The organism is Lysobacter sp. 1R34A, from assembly GCF_051217035.1.
Classification (GTDB): Bacteria; Pseudomonadota; Gammaproteobacteria; order Xanthomonadales; family Xanthomonadaceae; genus Lysobacter.
In genome coordinates, this window is sequence record NZ_JBPKJP010000083.1 from 1 (window position 1) to 18,395 (window position 18,395).

Sequence of the window (18,395 nt, forward strand, 5' to 3'; positions counted from 1 at the left end):
TCGGCCGCGCCGGCGAGGCCTACGGCCTGCTCGGCGCGCTGCGCCAGCACGGCGTGTGGCCGGCCGAACGCCTCGCCCGGTTGGAAGCCGCCTGGGCCGAAGCCGCGCTGCGCGAAGCCGCCGACGCCAACGTGCTGGCCGACCACTGGGAAACCCTGCCGAAACCGCTCAAGAGCGAGCCGGCCGCAGTCGCCGCCTACGCCGAGCGCGCGGCCGCGCTGCGCTGGGAAGAAGCCGCCGCCAAGAGCCTCGAACAGGCGCTCGACACGCGTTGGGACGAATCGCTGGCGGCGCTGTACGGCCGCCTGCCGATCGGCCGCCTCGACGCGCGCCGCGCCCATGCCGAGCGTTGGCTGCAGGCGCACTCGGGCAGCCCCGGACTGCTGGTCAGCCTGGCCCGGATCGCCCGCGCTCAGGGCCAATGGCCGCAGGCCGAGGCCTACCTGCATCGCGCGCTCGCCCAGGGCGCGAACAGCGAGGCCTGGGAGGAACTCGGCCATGGCTACGCCCAGGCCGGCGACGAGAACCGCGCCCGCCTGAGTTACGTCAACGCCTTGCGCGCCGCGCGCGGCGAAGCGGCCACCGAGCTGCCCGGCCGCGATCTGCGGCAGAAAATTTTCGACGAGGCGGTGATCGAAGAACGCGACGAGCACGGCATGCCGCGTTTGCGCGGTTGAGCCGCGAGCTCGGCGAGCCGGTTGTTCACCACGAAAACGGCCGCCTTCGCAGCGGCCGTTTTTTGGCCGAATGCGCTCCGGCCGGCGCCGACACTCAGCGATCGTTGTCGCCGAAACTCGGCAGGGTGGCGAGGAACGCGTCGCCGCACCCGGCGTAGCGCGCATAGCGCTCGTCGATCCGTTTGGGATACAGCAACCGGGCCTTGAACAGGCCGACCGCGATCGCCGCGAGCAGCAGGGCCAGGCTCGACAAATAGGCCACGCCGCCGAGTCGCTGGTTCATCGCGACCAGCAAGGTCGCCACGCTCGCCGACAGCAGCAAGGCCACCGCCCACATCGCCACCCGACGCTTGCGCGCATGTTCGGCGCAAACCCCGACGTCGAGCCGCGCGCTCTTCCTGATCGCGACCCGCACGATCACGTAGATCACCAGGTTGAACAGGATCAGCAGGTGCCAGCCGCGGTGATGCCAGTAATAGCGTTGTTGCAGCTTCGGCGCTTTCGCCTCGGCATTGCATTTGACGCAACGCGCCGGCAGCTCGCCGTGGCGCTGCGCCACCAGGTCCTTGCCGTCTCGCCACGGACCGGCCTGTTCACCGGCGCGCCCGGCGGCGTCCGGGGACGGATGAATCAGCGCACTCTTCGGCGCTTGGTACGGATTGAAGCTCGACATCGCCTTCCCGTTCGCTCCCCTGGTGCGCCGACGGCGCGACGGCGCGGATCGCCATCGCGCGCCTGCGCGTCGCTCGCGTTCCTTCGAGCTCATCCTAGCGGGCGGTGAAGGCAGCGCAAGCGCGGCGCCGATGCGACAACGGCGCCCCGGGGCGCCGTTGTCGCGGGCTGCGCGAGCGCGAAGGCTCAGCGCAACGGCACCGTCAGGGTCGAGGGGTTCGACGCCGGCGAACTGAAGCCGACCGAGCCGCCGATGCGCGTCGCCGCGGTGTAGCGCGGGTCCATGGTGTCGACCACCAGCACCAGCTTGCGACCGGCCGGGATGTCCCAACTGGTGGCTTCCATGCGCAGGTCGATCGTCTTCGCCACACCCGGCGTCGCCCCACGCAGCGAGTACGGCTTATGGCTCAGCAACGAACCGTTGCCGAGCAGGTCGACGCTGTACAGATACGCGAACAAGGTGACATCGGACTGGGTCGGCGTGACCGTGACGCGCAACTGCGGCATGCCGCTGAGCTGCCTGCCGGTCCAATAGGTCGGCGAGGACCACACCGCGGCGCCGGCGCGCAGCACCAGCGGGATCGAAGCCTGCGGCGCGACCTGCAACGACTGCAGGAAGCCGCTGATCATGGCCACGCCGGAATCGGCGACGGTCGGCAAGCCGGTCAGGATCGAATGGTTCCAGCCGGTGCTCGGCGAACTCGACAACTCGCCGGTCGGCGCCAGCAGCCCGGTCGGCCGGCTCAACGCATACACGGTCGCGCCGCGCTGCACCGCGTTCCAGTCGGCATAGCCGCGCCAGTCGCCGTCCTGCGACTTCAGCCGCACCGGCGATTCGCGATCGACGCCGTTGGCCGCGCCCTTGAGGTGATGGTCGAACCAGCGCCCGACCGCGTCGTAGATCTCGTTCGGCAGGCCGAGCGCGCCGGGCGCTTCGACCGTGGCGTGGTCGCCATGAGTGAACAGCAATTGTTTCGGACCGCTGAGGCCGTTGTAGAAGTCGATGTATTGGCCCGGGGTGAACAGGCTGTCGTTGAAGGCGTTGGCGAGCAGCACCGCGGTGCCGTTGCGGTTCAGTGCCGCCGCCTCGGTGACCGGGCTGCGCTGCGGAATCACCGGCAGCAGGCCGGCGACGGCGCCGTCGAAGTCGCCGAAGGCCATGCGCGCGCTGGCCTGGGCCAGCTCCGGGCCGGGCCGGCCGGTGAGGTTGCCGGCCACCACCAGCAAGGCTGCGCCCTGCTGGCTGACGGTGCGGTTGGCGTATAGCGAGGCTTCCAGGTCGGCCCAGCCGCTCAGCGCCGCGACCGCCTTGATGCGCGGGTCGCGCTCGGCCGCGAGCAGGCTGATGCCGGCGCCGTAGGAAATGCCGCTGGCGCCGATCCGCGCCGGGTTCGACGGCGTGTGCGCGAGCGCCCAATCGATCACCGAGCTGACGTCCTCGACGGTGCCGGGGCCGGCGATGTCGATCTGCCCGGCCGAGTCCCAGAACCCGCGCGAGGTATAGCTGACCACCACATAGCCCTGGCTCGCGAGGAGGCCGCCGCGGCCGACGTATTCCAGGTTCGGCACGGCCCAGCTGGCCGGCATCACCACGAGCGGGAACGGACCCGGTCCCTGATCCTTGGGCACCATGACGAAGGCGCCCATCTCGGCCCCATCCCAGCCGGGAATACGCTGGTAACTGCCTGTGAAGCCGCCCGCCGCGACCGGCAGCGCGACGACGAACAGGGCCAGACACGACACCGACCACGACACGAACCACGACCAGAGTCTGCGCATGAGTTCATCCCCTCCCAAGGATTGATCAGCACGATTGGATACGTTTGCGTATGGTTTGTTGCGCAACGACCGTACCACCGCGCATGGAGGAGGGACCAGCACCCGCAACCCGACTTTCGTGAATCCGGGCGACGCCGGTCACGGAACGGTCTAAAAAGGTCCGGGCTTCACGCAGGCGATCGGACCGAACCCGCCTCACGCCATCATGGCGTGACCGAGATCACGGCTCGGGATCGCAACGCCGCATGTCCCGGCCTGAGCGCGCGGCATCGCCCGTTTGAGCTTGCACTTCACGGAGCGACCGTCATGGCCCTGAGCGATCTGTTTGCGAACGGCAACAAGCCCAACCTGATCCTGATCGTCACCGACCAGGAGCGCAGCCTGCAGCAGTGGCCGGCGGCTTATCGGCCCAGGCTCGCCGCGAAGATGCCGGCAATGCGCCAACTCGCCGCCAACGGCATCGAGTTCGCCAATGCCTTCACCGGCGCCTGCATGTGCTCGCCGAGCCGCGCGACCTTCCTGACCAGCCAGTACCCGGCGCGCACCGGCTGCACGACCACGGGCGAACAGGCCTTGCCGCTGCCGGACGTCCCGCTACCGCCGTATTTCCCCAACGGCGTGCCCAACCTCGCCACCGTGCTCAAGGCCGCCGGCTACGACTGCTACTGGATCGGCAAGTGGCACCTGCTCGGCGGCGAAGAACCCGGCACCCTGAGCACCGACCTGCAGCCCTGGGGCTTCCAGAGCTGGGACCCGAACGACGCCGGCCTCAACCTCGGCACCACCTTCCTCGGCGGCGGCACCCTGATCCCCCCGCAGCCGTTGCGACCACCCGGCCAGCCCGCGCAACCGAACCAGAACGACCAGCGCTACGTCGCCGACGCCCGCGCCTTCCTGCAAGCGCCGCCGGCCGGGCCGTTCTGTCTGGTGGTGTCGCTGGTCAATCCGCACGACGCGCACCTGGGGTACTTGAACGAGGCCGCGACCTTCTACGACCAGGGTGTCTACAGCCTCAGCGACGCGCCGATTCCGGCCAATGCCGGCGAAGACCTGTCGACCAAGCCGCGCGCACAATCGAGCTTCACCTGGAGCCAGATGAGCGAAGGCCAGGCCAGCCAGCAGGATTTCGTCGACTTCTACGCCTATCTGCTCGAATACGTCGATTCGCAGATCCTGCAGGTGCTCGACGCGATGGGCAGCGAGCTGATCCGGCAAAGCCTGATCGTGCGTTTCGCCGACCACGGCGAACTCGGCCTTTCGCACGGCATGGTCGAGAAATTCGTCAGCGCCTACGACGAGGCGATCCACGTGCCGCTGCTGTTCTCCAACCCGGTCGCCTGGCCGCAACCGCAGACCACCCCGGCCCTGGCGAGTTCGGTCGACCTGTTGCCGACCCTGGCCAGCCTGCTCGGGGTGAGCGGCCAGTTCGCGGACCTGGCCGGCACCGACCTGAGCACGGTGCTCGACGGCAGCAGCAGCTCGGTGCAGGACTACGTGCACTACACCTACGACGACATCGCCGGGGACGGCCCGAGCCTGATCCGCGCGATCCGCTCGTCGCAGTGGACGTACGCGGTGTACGGATCGGCGACCGACCCGAGCCAGGGCGGCGATTGGGAGATGTACGACCTGGGCGCCGACCCGCAGCAGAACACGAACCTCGCCGGCAACCCGGCCTTCGCGATGCAGCAACTCGTACTCGATGCCGAACTGCGGGCGCAGATGCAGGCCAAGGGCACCACGCCGCCGAGCTCGATCTGGCCGCCGCAATACATCCCCGGCACCAGCCGCGGCGCGCCGCCGGCCTGAGGGCTGAAGCGTCTCGCGCTTCGGCCGTTGGGGTGAGGGCGATCCATCGGATGTCGCCCGTCCGGCCCTTCGGGCCACCTTCTCCCGCAAGCGGGAGAAGGAAGCGTTCGGGAACGATCGAAAGGCGTTGCGGCGACTGCACCGCAGTCGCTGACGCACAGAAGGTCCGGCGCCGATGCATTGCGGTTGCGGTTGCGGTTGCGGTTGCGGTTGCGGTTGCGGTTGCGGTTGCGGTTGCGGTTGCGGAGATTTTGATCTGCCGCTTTGCCGCTTTGCCGGTCAAAAGCAGACTCGTAGGGCGGCCCGCAAGGATGCGGGCCGTGCGCAAGCACCATGGATGGCCTGTCTGGAGCATCCCGGCGTCGACACCGATCGTGCGGGCTGGTGCCCTTGCAGGGAGAAGCACTTATCTTTTGTTGCTTTGGACGAGAAAGTTACCCGCACCCTTAGGGGCGGAGGCTTTGCTGTTGATCTTGCTTCACCGCCTGCAGCAAGAAGCGCCGCAACCGGAGACGGCGCGGTCGCGGCTTACGCCGCTCCTACCCTCGCGACGGGGCGTGGCCTCGATCAATGGCGGCGATGCGGTTTCTATCCGTCCCGTGGCCGCGACTTGCGTCGCTCCTGCCCTCGCGACGGGGCGTGGCCTCGATCGATGGCGACGGCGATGCGGTTTCTATCCATCCCGTGGTCGCGGCTTACGCCGCTCCTACCCTCGCGACGGGGCGTGGCCTCGCTCAATGGCGACGGCGGTGCGGTTTCTATCCGTCCCGTGGTCGCGACTTGTGTCGCTCCTACCCTCGCGACGGGGCGTGGCCTCGATCGATGGCGACGGCGATGCGGTTTCTATTCATCCCTTGGTCGCGGCTTACGCCGCTCCTACCCTCGCGACGGGGCGTGGCCTCGATCAATGGCGACGGCGATGCGGTTTCTATCCGTCCCGTGGCCGCGACTTGCGTCGCTCCTGCCCTCGCGACGGGTCGTGGCCTCGATCGATGGCGACGGCGATGCGGTTTCTATCCATCCCGTGGTCGCGGCTTACGCCGCTCCTACCCTCGCGACGGGTCGTGACCTCGATCGATGACGACGGCGATGCGGTTTCTAGCCGTCCCGTGGTCGCGGCTTACGCCGCTCCTACAAGGGATCGGTTCGCGTCACTGCGTCGCACGGGCTCCCCTGTGTAGGAGCGACGTGAGTCTCGACCGCGGAACGCGCAGAGGCGACGAGGCCATCGTCATCCGCCGAAGCGGCCCGCTGTCGCCAGGTAGGAGCGGCGCAAGCCGCGACCAAGGGACGCGCAGAGGCAACAATGCCAATGGCGTTCATCGAAGCGACGTCCTTTCGCGAGGGCAGGAGCGGCGCAAGCCGCGACTGCGCTGCAACGATCTTGCGGCGGATCATCCAATCAATCGGGATCGGGATCGGGATCGGGATCAAACCCAAAGCTTCCGCCACTAAAGCGGCGGGTTACTTTCTTTTGTCTGAAGCAACAAAAGAAAGTAACCAAAGAAAAGTGCCTTCTGTTTCGGATCAAGAGCCCGCAAGCGCGATGCCGACGCAGGGACGCTCCAGACAGGCCATCCATGGCCTGCTTGCGCACGGCCCGCATCCCTGCGGGCCGCCCTACGGGTCTATATTTGACCGGCAGAGCGGCACGGCAGTGAGCAGTGAGCAGTGAGCAGTGAGCAGTGAGCAGTGAGCAGTGAGCAGCAAAGCGGATCACAGCTCCTCCGCCAGCTACCGCCGACGACCTGCAAAGACGAGTAAGGGGCGCAGGCAACGGCGCCCACCCATCAACGCTCTAGAATCGCCACCACGCCCATGCCGCCGGCGGTGCAGATCGACACCAGGCAACGGCCGCCGCCGCGCTGCTTGAGCTCCTTGGCGGCGGTGGCGACCACGCGCGCGCCGGTCGCGGCGAAGGGATGGCCCGCCGCCAGCGAGGAACCGTTCGGGTTGATCTTGGCCGGGTCGATCCGGCCCATCGGCGCGTCCAGGCCGAGTCGGGTCTTGCAGTAGTCCTCGCTCTCCCAGGCGCGCAGGGTGCACAGCACCTGGGCGGCGAAGGCTTCGTGGATCTCGTACAGGTCGAAATCCTGCAGGGTCAGGCCGTTGCGCTTGAGCATCTCCGGCACGGCCACGGTCGGCGCCATCAGCAGGCCCTCGCCGTGGACGAAATCGACCGCGGCGACCTGCGCATCGCGCAAGTAGCACAGCACTTCGTGGTTATGCGCCTGGGCCCATTCTTCCGAAGCCAGCAGGCAGGCCGCCGCGCCGTCGGTCAGCGGCGTGGAATTGGCCGCGGTCAGGGTGCCGCGGCCGGAGGTCTTGTCGAACGCAGGCTTCAGGGTCGCGAGCTTTTCCAGGCTGCTGTCGGCGCGCAGGTTGTTGTCGCGCGACACGCCGCGGAAGCTCACCACCAGGTCTTCGAAGAAACCGCGCTCGTAGGCGGCGGCGAGCTTCTGGTGCGAGGACAGCGCCCACTCGTCCTGCGAATCGCGCGAGATGTTCCACTGCTTGGCCATGTCCTCGCAGTGCTCGCCCATGCTCTTGCCGGTGCGCGGCTCGGCCACGCCGGGGAACTCGGGCTTGAGCTCGCGCAGGCTGAAACCCTTGAACGCGGCCAGCTTTTCCTTGGTGCCGCGCGCGCGCGCGGCTTCCAGCAGACGCCGGCGCAGGCTTTTGCCATAGACGATCGGCACGTCCGAGGTGGTGTCGGAACCGCCGCCGATGCCGACGTCGATCTGCCCCAGGGCGATCTTGTTGGCGACGGTGATGATCGAGTCCAGCGAGGTGCCGCAGGCGCGCTGCAGGGTGATGCCGGGGGTCAGCGGCGACAGCCCCGACGACAGCGCCGCCTCGCGACCGAGGTTCCAGTCGCTGCTGTGCTTGATCACCGCGCCCATCGCCACTTCGCCGAGCTGTTGCCCGTGCAGGCCGAACTTTTCGACCAACGCGCCGAGCGTGCGCACCGACATGCCGAGGTTGCCGACGTCCGCATAGGCGGTGTTCTGGCGACAGAACGGAATACGCACGCCACCGAGCACGGCGACGGGACGGTTTTGACGCATCGGTACACCTCACAGGGAGTTTCGAACCGACCCGCCGCGGCGGAGCGGGCATAATGGCGCCCAGTGTAGCGCTGCACACGCGCTCTACCAAACGCCAGCGTATCCTCAGTGATCATGACCTCAGCCAGCCGTCCCGCCAGCGCTCCCCCGGCGCCCCTGCATGTCCTCGGCGCGCTCGCGCTGGAGCTCAAGGGCGACGCCGCGGTCGACCGCACCGCCTTGCCGCTCCAGGATGCCGGGGCGCTGTCGGAAAAGATCGCGCGCGACCTGGCCAGCTTCGCCGCCGAGGCCGGCGGCCTGGACCTGATCACCGTCGGCGCGCATTACGACCCGGTCGAGCTGCTGCGCCCGGGCTGGCCGTTGCACCGCGAGCTCGACGAACTGGCCGCCAACGCGCCGCGCGACCGCGCCGCCGCCTCGGCCGCCCGGGTGATCGCCTTCGGCGCCCACGACGAACGCCTGCCCGGCGCCCTGGCGCCCTCGCCCGACTTCGCCGGCGGCCCGTTGCGGCTGGTGCCGTTCGTGCTCAGCGGCGAGGCCAAAGTCGTCGCCCGCGTCGGCGAGATCCTCGAATCGAGCCTGCTCGAACGCGGCATGGCCGGCGCCGGCACCGCGCTGGCGGCCCAGGCCGCGTTTGGCCTGCAGGTCGAGCACGCCCGTTACCTGACCGTGCACGACCTCGCCGCGATGATGGCGATGCAGTACGAACACGCCGGCCTCGGCCCGCTGTGGCCGCTGCTCGAAACCGCCCTGCTGCAGCCCGACGGTGAGGAATGGCTGGATGCGCGCCCCGAACCGCTGATCCACTACAGCGAAGGCGAGGCCCGCATCGCGCTGTTCTCGCCGGCCGCCTGGCATGCCCGCTACGCGCCCGAAGCGCCGTGCAACACCGACGAATGCCGCGACAAGCTCAATCGCCGCTACCAGCACTTCGAGGCCCGCCTGAGGCAGATCTCGGCCGTGCTGGGCGCCCACGCGGTGCCGGTGACGTTCGTGCATTGCGACGGCGAGAGCGAAGCCGGCCAGCTTTGACCCGGCGGCGAGCCATCGCCGCATAACGCATCGAGGCCATGCAGCGTCGTTCGCACGTGCCTGCACGCGGCCGCGGCTTGCGCCGCTGCTACGCCTTTGCTGCCGATATCGCCGAGCACCCAGCCAGGAGCGGCGCAAGCCGCGACCGGTAAGCGCACCGTCGACGCTCCATCAACACGACTTTCCGAACGTCGGTTATCGCAGAACCGCTACGCGGCCGCTGCCCGGCGCCGTCGCCATCGCCGCATCAGGTGAGCTGCTCGTATATGTCGTAGCCCGCATCGGCCATGCCCATCGCGGCGTAGGTCTGCTTCGCATTCGCGTTGGCGCGCTCGACGTACAGGCGCAGGCCGACCACGCCCGGGGTCGCCTGCGCGAGCCCGGCGACGTGACTGTGTAAGGCATGGTAGACGCCCTGGCGGCGGTGGTTTTCGGCTACGTACACGCTCTGGATCCACCACCAGTCGCCGTTGCGCCAGTCGCTCCATTCGTGGGTCAGCATCAGGGTGCCGGCCGGCACCGCGATGGTCTCGTGGCCGCCGACATCGGCTTCGCGCATGGCGACGAAGTAACGCGCCCTGGCCGCATCGGCCAGGCCGGCGGCGACGCCGGCCCGCACGGTGTCGGGGTCGAGGCGCTTGTGCTCGGTCTCCCAGGCCATCGCGATCATCCACTCGGCGATCAGGTCGCGGTCGGTCGGAACGGCGTCGCGGATGCGCAGGCGTGTCATGGCGGAGTTCGCGAATGGAGAGCGGACAGGATAAGGCGACAGCGCCCGCACAGGGCGCCGCCGCTTGCACCGCGTTACCGGACCCGGCTCAGCGCAGGATCTTGATCACTCCGCAGGCCAGGCGCGCACCGGCATTGCCGGCCGGCTGGCTGCGGTAGTCGTCGGCCGAGGCATGCACGATCACTGCGCGGCCGCCGACATCGTTCATTGCATTGCCGCCGAGCGTCACGCCGCTGGCGTGCACGTCGACCTTGGCCACGCCTTCGGCGTCGGCAACGATGTTGTTCATGTCGCCGGCATGGTGCGGGCCGTGACCGACCTGCCCGTGCGGCTGGCCGACCGGGTTGAAATGGCCGCCGGCACTGCTGGCATCGGCCGCACTGCAGTCGCCTTTTTCGTGCACGTGAATCGCATGCGAGCTGTTCGGGGTCAGGCCGCCGATCTCGCCGGTGAAATGCACGCCGTCGCCCATCGGCCGCAGCGCCAGCTTGCCGCTGACCAGGCTGCCGGAGGCCGAAGCGAGCACGACCTGGCCGGCCTGGGCCGTCGACACCGGCTTGGGACCGGCGGGCGGGGCCGGCGGGGTCGGACGCGTGGTCTGGCCGCCGCATGCGGCGAGCGCGAGCACCGCCGCGGCGATGGAGAGGCGAAGGATCGGATTCATGCGGAACTCCTGTCGTCGGCGCCGGACAGGCGCACGGTAGAAGGTGATTCGACGCTAGCCCGGCGCAGGTTCAGCGCGAGTGAAACGCGCAGCCGCACCGTCGGCATCGCAACGGGCATCGGCGATTATGGGCACGAATACCGGCCTCGCGCGTTCGCCGGTGGCATTCCGCCAACCGCGGCATGTTCGCGACGATACTGCGGCGACTGCGTCGCACCCGCGCTCGAACCGCGGATGCGCTAACCCCCGCGCCGCCCGGGCCCCAGCTTGCGGGTCAAGGTGTTGCGCCCCAGGCCGAGCCGCGTCGCCGCTTCGGTGCGGCGCCCGCCGGTGTGTTCGAGCGCGGCTTCCAGCAGCGCGCGATCGAAGCGCTCGCGTGCGTCGGCGTGCAGATTGGCGCGCCCCTCGGCGAGCTGCGCGCGCGCCCAGCTCGACAGCTGCGCTTCCCACTCGGTGGCGCCCGCCGCGGCCTGGGTCGCGACGCCGAGCACGTCGTCCATGTCCTGGCGGGTGATGGTCTCGCCCGGCGCCAGCGCCGCCAGGCGCCAGCACACGTTCTCGAGTTCGCGCACGTTGCCGGGCCAGTCGTGCGCCATCAAGCGTTCGAGCGCCGGCTTGGACAGCCGCTTGGCCGGGGCGGCGAAACGCAGCGCGGCCGAGGCCAGGAAGCGTTCGGCCAGTTGCGGCACGTCGGCGCGGCGCTCGCGCAGCGGCGGTAAGCGCAGCCGCACCACGTCGAGGCGATGCAGCAGGTCGGCGCGGAACCGGCCCTGCGCGACCAGGGTTTCCAGGTCCTGATGGGTGGCGGCGATCACCCGCACGTCGACGCGGATCAGTTCGCGGCCGCCGACCCGGAAAAACTCGCCTTCGGCCAGCACCCGCAGCAAGCGCGTCTGCAGCGGCAGCGGCATGTCGCCGATTTCGTCGAGAAACAGGCTGCCGCCGTGCGCCTGCTCGAAACGTCCGACATGGCGCCGCTGTGCGCCGGTGAAGGCGCCGGCCTCGTGGCCGAACAATTCGCTTTCCAGCAGCTCGGCCGGAATCGCCGCGGTGTTGAGCGCGACGAACGGGCGCGAGGCGCGCGGCGACTCGCGATGCAGCGCGCGTGCGACGAGCTCCTTGCCGGTGCCGGTCTCGCCGGTGATCAGCACCGACAACGGCGCCTGGGCCAGGCGGCCGATCGCGCGGAACAGGGTCAGCATCGCCGGGGTGTCGCCGATCAGGCTGTCGTCGGCGCCGCCGTCGGCGACCGCGCTCGCCTGCTCCTGCGGTTCGCTCGCCGCCAGGGTGCGCGCGGCCAGGGCCACCGCATCGTCGAGATCGAAGGGCTTGGACAGGAATTCCTGGGCGCCGCCGCGAAACGCGCCGGCGGTGCTGGCGACGTCGGTGTAGGCGCTCATGACCACGACCGGCAGCGACGGGGCGCGCGCCTTGAGTTTCTCCAGCAGCACCAGGCCGCCGTCGCCGGGCATGCGCACGTCGGTGAACAACAGGTCCGGCACGCCGCGTTGATCCAGGGCTTCGAGCGCATCGCCGGCGTTTTCGAACCCGTCGACGTCGTAGCCGGCCTGGCGCAGCGCCGTCGACAGCACGAAGCGGACCGAACGGTCGTCGTCGACGACCCAGATGCGTGCAGCGCTCATGTCGCGTCCTCTTCGGCTTCGATCTGCATCGGCAGCAACAGGGTGAATACGGTGTGGCCGGGCCGCGAGCGATAGGCCAGCGAGCCGCGATGCTCGCGCGAGACCTGCTGGGCCAGGGCCAGGCCCAGGCCGCTGCCTTCAGCGCGGCCCGACACCAGCGGCAGGAACAATTGCTCGGCCAGTTCGTCGGGCACGCCGTGGCCGTCGTCGATGATCTCCAGGCGCAGCGCGATCGGATGCACGGTGTCGGCGATGCGCACGCCGCGTTCGATGCGCGTGCGCAGGTTGACGTGAGTGGCCTTGGCCTCGATCGCGTTGCGCACCAGGTTCCATACCGCCTGCATCAGCCGGTCGGCGTCGCCGGCGAATTCGGGCAGGCTGGGGTCGTAGTCGCGCACCAGCCGCACCGCCCAGCCGGCATCGGCCTCGGCCAGGCGCAGCACGCGTTCGAGCACGGCATGGATGTTGAGCAAGGCGTGCGGCCGCGGCGGCGACGGGTTCAACAGGCGGTCGACCAGTTCGGTCAGGCGCTCGACCTCGCTGTCGATCAGCTCGATCAACTCGCGCGACTCGGCGTCCTCGGCCCGGCGCGCCAACAGCTGCGAAGCGCCCTTGAGCCCGGCCAGAGGATTGCGCAGCTCGTGTGCCAGCCCCTTCAACGAGGCCGACAGCGCCGACGGCAACAGCAAGGCCGGGTCGTCGCCAGGAAATTCGTCGACCGGATGCGCCTCCAGCAGCCAGCCGCCGTCGTCGCGACGGCTCAGCCACAGGTCGGCGAAGCGGTCCTCGCCGTTGGCATAACGCAGGCGCATCCGCCGCATCCGCAGCGGCGCCTCGTCGCCGCCCTGGCGGGTCAGGGCCAGGGCCAGGCGCCCGTCGCCGGCATCGAGCCCGGCCAGGGTCCAGCCCAGCAGGCGCCGCGCGCCGATCCCGAACCAGCGCGAGAACGCCGTATTGCAGCCCAGGATCGCGCCGGCCGCGTCGCTCCAGGCCATCGGCGTGGTCAGGCTGTCGAGACTGAGATCCGGCGTGGGCAGGGGATCGGGGGGCATTGCACCATACTAGTGCAAAGCGCCGGCGGCGTCGGCGAGGGTTGCGGCGGGCCTGGAAACGCCGGCCCATTCCGGTGCATCCGGCTAGGACATGGCGCTGCGAATGGCCGCTTGCCCTGGCCCGCCCCGTTAACACGCACGAAGCCGGGCCGCCCGCTCCCGAAACGTCGAGGAACGTTTACCGGGCGAGTAACGCCGAGCCAGGGCGAGAACTCCCGTCTCGCGCCGCAACCAGAATCAGACCCGACTCCCGCCACAGCCGCCGCGCTCGCGCGCAATGCGCCCGAGCGCTTCGCCTCGTCCCATTGCCCGCAAGGACACGACCATGAGCTACCCGGATCGCCAGTACTCGCACGTCACCTGGGTCAGAAAGGACAGCGCAGCCTTCAAGGCGCTCATCGCGGGCCTGAGGAATCCGCATACCGCGCCCGGCGCGGTGACGACCTTCCTGACCAACATGACCGCAGCGCATGAAGCGTTCAAGGAAGGCCTGCATCCGAACGTGAACATGATGGCGCTGCTGACGGCTTACCAGAATGCGACCGGCATCGTCTCGACCCGGGAATTCACCCTGCCCGACATCCCCGGCAATTCCGGCGGCCCCGGCAACGATCTCATCACCGACCTGATCGAAGGCATCGCCGGCGCGGCGATGACCGAGATCGGCATCGGCATCAGCCTGTACGCACTGGCGATGGATTTGATCGAACTGTTCGATATCAAACTGCACCTCCAGGGCATGGTGTTCAACACCGCTTCCACCGACCTGGAGAACATCGATTTCCGTTTCGGCCCGAACGGCATTCCCAACGTCCTGCCGCTGTCGGCCACGATACCGGCGCCCAAGCCGATCATGAACCCGGTCGACAAGAAGAACTACGACTGTGTGGGTTTCACCTTGTTCGGCGGCGTCGGTTACCAATCGCTGGAAGGCTTCTACATCGCCGTGACCGCGCAGCGCAAAAGAGACGATCCGCCGCCCATGTACTGCCAGTACTACGCCCAGGACCGCGGCATAGCCTCCGGTTTCGACGACCGCAATCACGCACCGCTGCGCGAGGTGTTCTACGAAGGGGGCGTCACCGGAGTGATGGTGGAACAGGTCTCCAGCCCCAACGGGATCGTCGCGATCGTTTACGGCTGAAGGGGGCCGTGGCCGCATTCGGGGCGGAGCTGGCAGTATTCGCTTTGCCCCGCTGTCGAGACCGAGCCATGGCCGACCACCCCGATGTCGCCGCCGAGATCGTCGCCCGACTATCGTCGATCTGCCTCGGCTTGCCCGAGGCTCATGAAGAGCGCGCCTGGGTCGGCACGCGCTGGATGATCGGCAAGAAGAACTTCGCCCATGTGCTGACGGTCGCCGCGGGCTGGCCGCCGGCCTACGCACAGGCCGCGGCCACGCAAGGGCCGGCGACGCTGTTGACCTTTCGCCTGCCCTTGCCGCGTGCGGATGCGCCGCGCTTCAAGCGCCCACCGTTCTTCCGCCCGGTGTGGTTTCCCAACATCGTCGGCATGAGCCTCGGCGGCGCCACCGATTGGGACGAGGTCGCCGACCTGTTGACCGAGAGCTATTGCGTGCTGGCGCCGAAGAAGCTGGTCGCCTTGGTCGATCGGCCGGCAGATTGAGCGGCGCGGGCCGAACGGCGAACGGCGAGCGGGCGGAGCTTGCGCCCCGCCCGTCGCCGGAGTGTCGCGCCCGCAAGCGGTGCTTACGGCGCCACCACGTCCCAATCCATCACGTACCACCACCAGTTGTTCTGCACGTTGAGGTGGCGGCCGACGAAGTTCGGCACCTTGCCGAGCCAGTACAGATGCCAGCCGCGATCGGCCGCCGGGCGACCGTCCGGGAAGGTGCAGCGCGGCCCGCCCCACTTGGTGCAGTTGTCGAGCGTGGTCGCGCCGGGGGTCAGGACGGGATAGTTCTCCCAGTCGTCGCAGGTGTTGTACTCGTAATGGCCGTTGGTGAAGTCGTAACCCCAGCGGTTGGCCGGGTCGTACCGAGGGCTGTTGAGGCTGCCGTGGATGTTGCCGCAGGCCGCGGTGGTGGCATCGAAGCCGCGCGCGGTGAAGCGTTCGAGCAGGTTGGCATCGGGCGGGAACATCGCCGGCGGCGGTGCCGGCGGGCTGTTCGCCCAGCGGCCGAAGCGCTGCTTCATCGTGCCTTCGACACGATGCCCCATGTCCTCCAGCATCCGCTCCGGCTCGCGCTCGTAGTTGAAGCCCATGATGTTGAGCTTGACCTGGCAGCTGCTGAGCTCGGGCGGGATCGGATCGCCATTGGTAAAGAACGCGCCGGGCCCGGCCATATTGGCTTCGAAGTAGCCGAAGTACGGCCCGCCCCACAGCCACAGTTCGTCGATTTCGCCGGCATTGGCCTTCTCGCATACGCCGTACTGGCGCAGCACGCTGACGTAGTCGAAGTCGTTCTCCAGCGGACAGGTATCGGGCTCGTCGTCCAGGCACTTCAGGTAGCCGGCTTCGTCGTAAGGCCGGTTCTGGGTGCGCGGCGGGAACGCGTCGACGAACACATGCTTGGCGATCGAGTACTGCACCACCTGGCTGCTGGCCTGTTCGAGGAACTGGATGTACTGCTGCTCCAGCACCCGCGGGTCGTACCAGCCTTTCGCCCGGCTCAAGCGTTGCCTGCCCATGCTCAGCATGGTCGGATTGAACTCGATCACCATCACCCGCTTGTGGATGGGCTCGTCGACGCGCGGGTCGCTGGAGCGGCCGACGCCGTCGAACAGGGACGAGATGTCTTCCCAGGTGTTCCAGTTCGGCTCGGTGCGGCGATAGACCTGGTCGCCGCGGGTCAGGAACTGGCGCAGCTTGCCGTCGCTATAGAGTGCGACGTGAAAGGCGGTGATGGTCGACTCGGAACCGCCGACGCCGGAGAACACCGAGGTGATGTCTTCCCACGCCGGCCAGCCGCCGCTCGCGGTCTGGGTGCGGCGGTACACCTGCCCGCCGCGCACCACGAACTGGCGCTGCAGGCCATCGGCGTACACCGCCACCGAGAACGAGCTGATCGGCTCGCTGCCCGTACCCGGGAACGCCGCATCGATGTTTTCCCAGGCGCCCCACTGGTCGATGCCGGTCTGGATGCGCCGATAGACGTGGCCGCCGCGGGTCAGGAACTGTCGGTGCAGGCCGTCGCGGTACAGCTCGACGTCGAACGCGGTGATCTCGCCGATGCCCTCCTGGACGGTGTTGAAGGCCGCGGTGATGTTTTCCCAGGTGTTCCAGTTGGGTTCGGTGCGCTTGTAGACGCGGCCGTTCTTGACCAGGTACTGGCGTTGCAGGCCGTCCGAGTACAGGGTCGGGCTGAACGAAGCGAGCGTGTTGGTGCGGCCTTGCACGACCGATGCGGGGTCGATCGCGGCCATAGCCGTGGCCGGGGCCGCGTTCGCGGCGAAAGCGAGCGAGAGCGCGCCGAGCGCGATCGACAGCAGCGGCGGGCGCCGCCGCGGTTTGCGATGAAAGGTGAGCTGCATGAGAAAACTCCTGATGGAAGGCAGCGGTGTTCGATGCGAATGCGTTGCCGTTGCGTCGTCGCAGTCCGTTACGACCCGATACCTGAGCGAGGGGATGCCACGTCGGTGGCATAAGGGGTACGAGACGAGGCCGCGAAACCTGACATGGCCGGCGCGGTCGCTCGGATCGGAGGCTTCGGCAGCGTCTGGCCGCGTCGCGCCAGTGGGACAGGCCGGCCGCCAGCGGCCGGCAGCGGCCGGATGCGATAGGCAAGCGAACGCCCGCCGGATGTCAGGGGAGATCGGCGACCCGATCAGCCGCCGCAGCGCCGATTCCACTCCTCGCCGAGGCGGGTGCGCCAGGGCCGCATGACGCCGGCGGCGGTTCGCGCCGCGGCGAAGCTCGCACGCGCCGGCGGCGAGGGGTCGAGCCGGCACTGCGCATAGGCCAGCGCAAGGACATGGAAGCGCAGGCTGGCGCGTTCGTTCGCAGAAAACTTCCGCGTCGCAGCGGTGTCGTGGCGGACGATGGTTTGCAGGGTGCGCACCGCCTCGAGCAGGGCTCCGGCCGTCGCCTCGTCGCCGGCTGGCCTGCGGTCGGCGTCGGCGACCAGGGCGAGCGCACGCAGGCCGGCGCCGGCGTGGCGCCTGGGGCTCGACGGCGGCAGGGTCGCCTCGTCGATGCGGGACAACTCGGCGAACAACGGCTGCGCCGCCTGCGGCTGGCGTTCGATCACCTCGAGCAAGGCCTGCACGAACACGGCATGGGCCAGGAACGAATCGGTCGGACCGAAATGCTCGCGCGATTCGCGCAGCACCTCGTTCATCAGGCTGCGCGCTTCCGCCAACCGCGCCTGGTCGATCAGCGCCACCGCGAGCACGCGACGCAAGATCAGTCCGTCGGCGCGGTCGCGGATGCCGCAGGGGCCGATCATCGCGAAGGCGCGGCGCAAACGCCGCTCCGCTTCGACCGGCCGGTGCTCGTCGATGTCCAGCATCGCCAGGTTGGCCAGCGCGCCGTAATGCGCGCGGCAGGCCGGCGGGCGCCGCAGCGCAGGCGCGGTCAGGCGCAGCACTTCGGCGTAAGCGCTGCGCGCCGCGCCGGTGTCCTCGCGGCTGCTGGCCAGGTTGGCGCGCGCCAGTTCGAGATTGGTCCGCAGGTCGGGATCGCGCGGCACGATCCGCGCCGCTTCGGCGATGGCGGTCCGCAACTCGCGCTCGGCGTCCGCGTCGCGCTGCAGGTGGTGCAGGTAGCCGACGCGCCGCCAGCGGGTCTTGACCAGGGTTTCGCGATCCGCTTCCGGATGCGCCTGCCACAGCGCGATGGCCGCGGCCGCGGCGCGCTCGGCGTCCGGCTCGCGACCGAGGTAACTCGATGCGCGCGCGTTCGCGGCCAACAGCGATGCGCGCACCAGCGGGTCGCGCTTGCGGTCGGCCATCAGTTCTTCGAGGCTGCCCGCCATCAACGCCCGCGCCGAGACTTCGCCGCTGGTGGTCTCGCGCGGCCGGGCCTGCTTGAACAGATCGACGAAGTATTCCGCGGTCGCCGCCGCTTGCTCGCGCTGCGACTCGGCCCTGGCTTGCGCGGCCGCGGCCTGGTCGCGGGCGATGCGGGTGCGCTCGAGCTCGTCGCCGAGCCGGGCGACATGATAGATGGCCATGCCGCTGGCGAGCAGCAGCATCGCCGCCGTGGCGGCCAGAGCCGGCCAATGCCGGCGCAGCGCCCGCCGCCAGCGGTAGGCCCGGTCGTCGCCGCGCGCCTGCACCGGCCGCTGCTCCGACCAACGCTGCAGGTC

15 protein-coding genes are annotated in these 18,395 nt (G+C 69.1%); 6 read left to right on the forward strand and 9 right to left on the reverse strand.

Annotated features, from left to right (window positions below; translation table 11 throughout):
* On the forward strand, positions 1–677 hold a 677-nt coding region (locus ACSAMQ_RS15915), incomplete at its 5' end, for a heme biosynthesis protein HemY (RefSeq protein ID WP_435396587.1).
* A gap of 94 nt (positions 678–771) precedes the next feature.
* Here ACSAMQ_RS15915 and ACSAMQ_RS15920 read toward each other — a convergent pair.
* Positions 772–1,350, reverse strand: coding sequence for a hypothetical protein (locus tag ACSAMQ_RS15920; RefSeq protein WP_435396588.1), 579 nt, complete (start codon positions 1,348–1,350; stop codon positions 772–774).
* Positions 1,351–1,535: 185 nt separating this feature from the next.
* Entirely contained in the window at positions 1,536–3,128 is a 1,593-nt protein-coding gene (locus ACSAMQ_RS15925) for a CocE/NonD family hydrolase (RefSeq protein WP_435396589.1), read from the reverse strand.
* 306 nt (positions 3,129–3,434) lie between these two features.
* On the opposite strand from ACSAMQ_RS15925, the gene ACSAMQ_RS15930 reads away from it, so the two are divergent.
* Both ACSAMQ_RS15930 and ACSAMQ_RS15935 read left to right on the forward strand, forming a co-directional pair.
* Complete coding sequence (locus ACSAMQ_RS15930) at positions 3,435–4,937, forward strand: sulfatase-like hydrolase/transferase (protein ID WP_435396590.1); 1,503 nt, start codon at positions 3,435–3,437, stop codon at positions 4,935–4,937.
* Positions 4,938–6,249: 1,312 nt separating this feature from the next.
* The gene (locus ACSAMQ_RS15935) at positions 6,250–6,612 is read left to right on the forward strand and encodes a hypothetical protein (RefSeq protein WP_435396591.1); all 363 of its coding nucleotides are present in this window, start codon (positions 6,250–6,252) and stop codon (positions 6,610–6,612) included.
* 115 nt (positions 6,613–6,727) lie between these two features.
* Here ACSAMQ_RS15935 and ACSAMQ_RS15940 read toward each other — a convergent pair whose 3' ends face one another.
* Positions 6,728–8,005: an acetyl-CoA C-acetyltransferase gene (locus tag ACSAMQ_RS15940; protein ID WP_435396592.1), complete on the reverse strand. Its 1,278-nt coding sequence runs from the start codon at positions 8,003–8,005 to the stop codon at positions 6,728–6,730.
* 114 nt (positions 8,006–8,119) lie between these two features.
* Here ACSAMQ_RS15940 and ACSAMQ_RS15945 point away from each other — a divergent pair, with 114 nt between their 5' ends.
* Positions 8,120–9,037, forward strand: coding sequence for a hypothetical protein (locus tag ACSAMQ_RS15945; RefSeq protein WP_435396593.1), 918 nt, complete (start codon positions 8,120–8,122; stop codon positions 9,035–9,037).
* 247 nt (positions 9,038–9,284) lie between these two features.
* Here ACSAMQ_RS15945 and ACSAMQ_RS15950 read toward each other — a convergent pair whose 3' ends face one another.
* The 4 genes from ACSAMQ_RS15950 to ACSAMQ_RS15965 form a co-directional block, all read right to left on the reverse strand.
* Positions 9,285–9,767 carry a GNAT family N-acetyltransferase gene (locus ACSAMQ_RS15950; RefSeq protein WP_435396594.1) on the reverse strand — a complete coding sequence of 161 codons (483 nt, stop codon included), beginning with the start codon at positions 9,765–9,767 and terminating at the stop codon, positions 9,285–9,287.
* 88 nt (positions 9,768–9,855) lie between these two features.
* A complete protein-coding gene (locus ACSAMQ_RS15955; protein WP_435396595.1) occupies positions 9,856–10,431 on the reverse strand; it encodes a superoxide dismutase family protein in 576 nt (191 codons plus the stop codon).
* 239 nt (positions 10,432–10,670) lie between these two features.
* Complete coding sequence (ntrC, locus tag ACSAMQ_RS15960) at positions 10,671–12,074, reverse strand: nitrogen regulation protein NR(I) (protein ID WP_435396596.1); 1,404 nt, start codon at positions 12,072–12,074, stop codon at positions 10,671–10,673.
* A complete protein-coding gene (locus ACSAMQ_RS15965) occupies positions 12,071–13,126 on the reverse strand; it encodes a two-component system sensor histidine kinase NtrB (RefSeq protein WP_435396597.1) in 1,056 nt (351 codons plus the stop codon). Before ACSAMQ_RS15965 ends, ntrC begins: the two co-directional genes overlap by 4 nt.
* A gap of 325 nt (positions 13,127–13,451) precedes the next feature.
* Here ACSAMQ_RS15965 and ACSAMQ_RS15970 point away from each other — a divergent pair, with 325 nt between their 5' ends.
* Positions 13,452–14,270, forward strand: coding sequence for a hypothetical protein (locus ACSAMQ_RS15970; protein WP_435396598.1), 819 nt, complete (start codon positions 13,452–13,454; stop codon positions 14,268–14,270).
* Between the two features lie 68 nt (positions 14,271–14,338).
* Entirely contained in the window at positions 14,339–14,752 is a 414-nt protein-coding gene (locus tag ACSAMQ_RS15975) for a hypothetical protein (RefSeq protein ID WP_435396599.1), read from the forward strand.
* Between the two features lie 83 nt (positions 14,753–14,835).
* Here ACSAMQ_RS15975 and ACSAMQ_RS15980 read toward each other — a convergent pair whose 3' ends face one another.
* The gene (locus ACSAMQ_RS15980) at positions 14,836–16,620 is read right to left on the reverse strand and encodes a hypothetical protein (protein WP_435396600.1); all 1,785 of its coding nucleotides are present in this window, start codon (positions 16,618–16,620) and stop codon (positions 14,836–14,838) included.
* A gap of 293 nt (positions 16,621–16,913) precedes the next feature.
* Positions 16,914–18,395 (reverse strand): hypothetical protein (locus ACSAMQ_RS15985; RefSeq protein WP_435396601.1); only part of this gene is annotated, 1,482 nt, incomplete at its 5' end.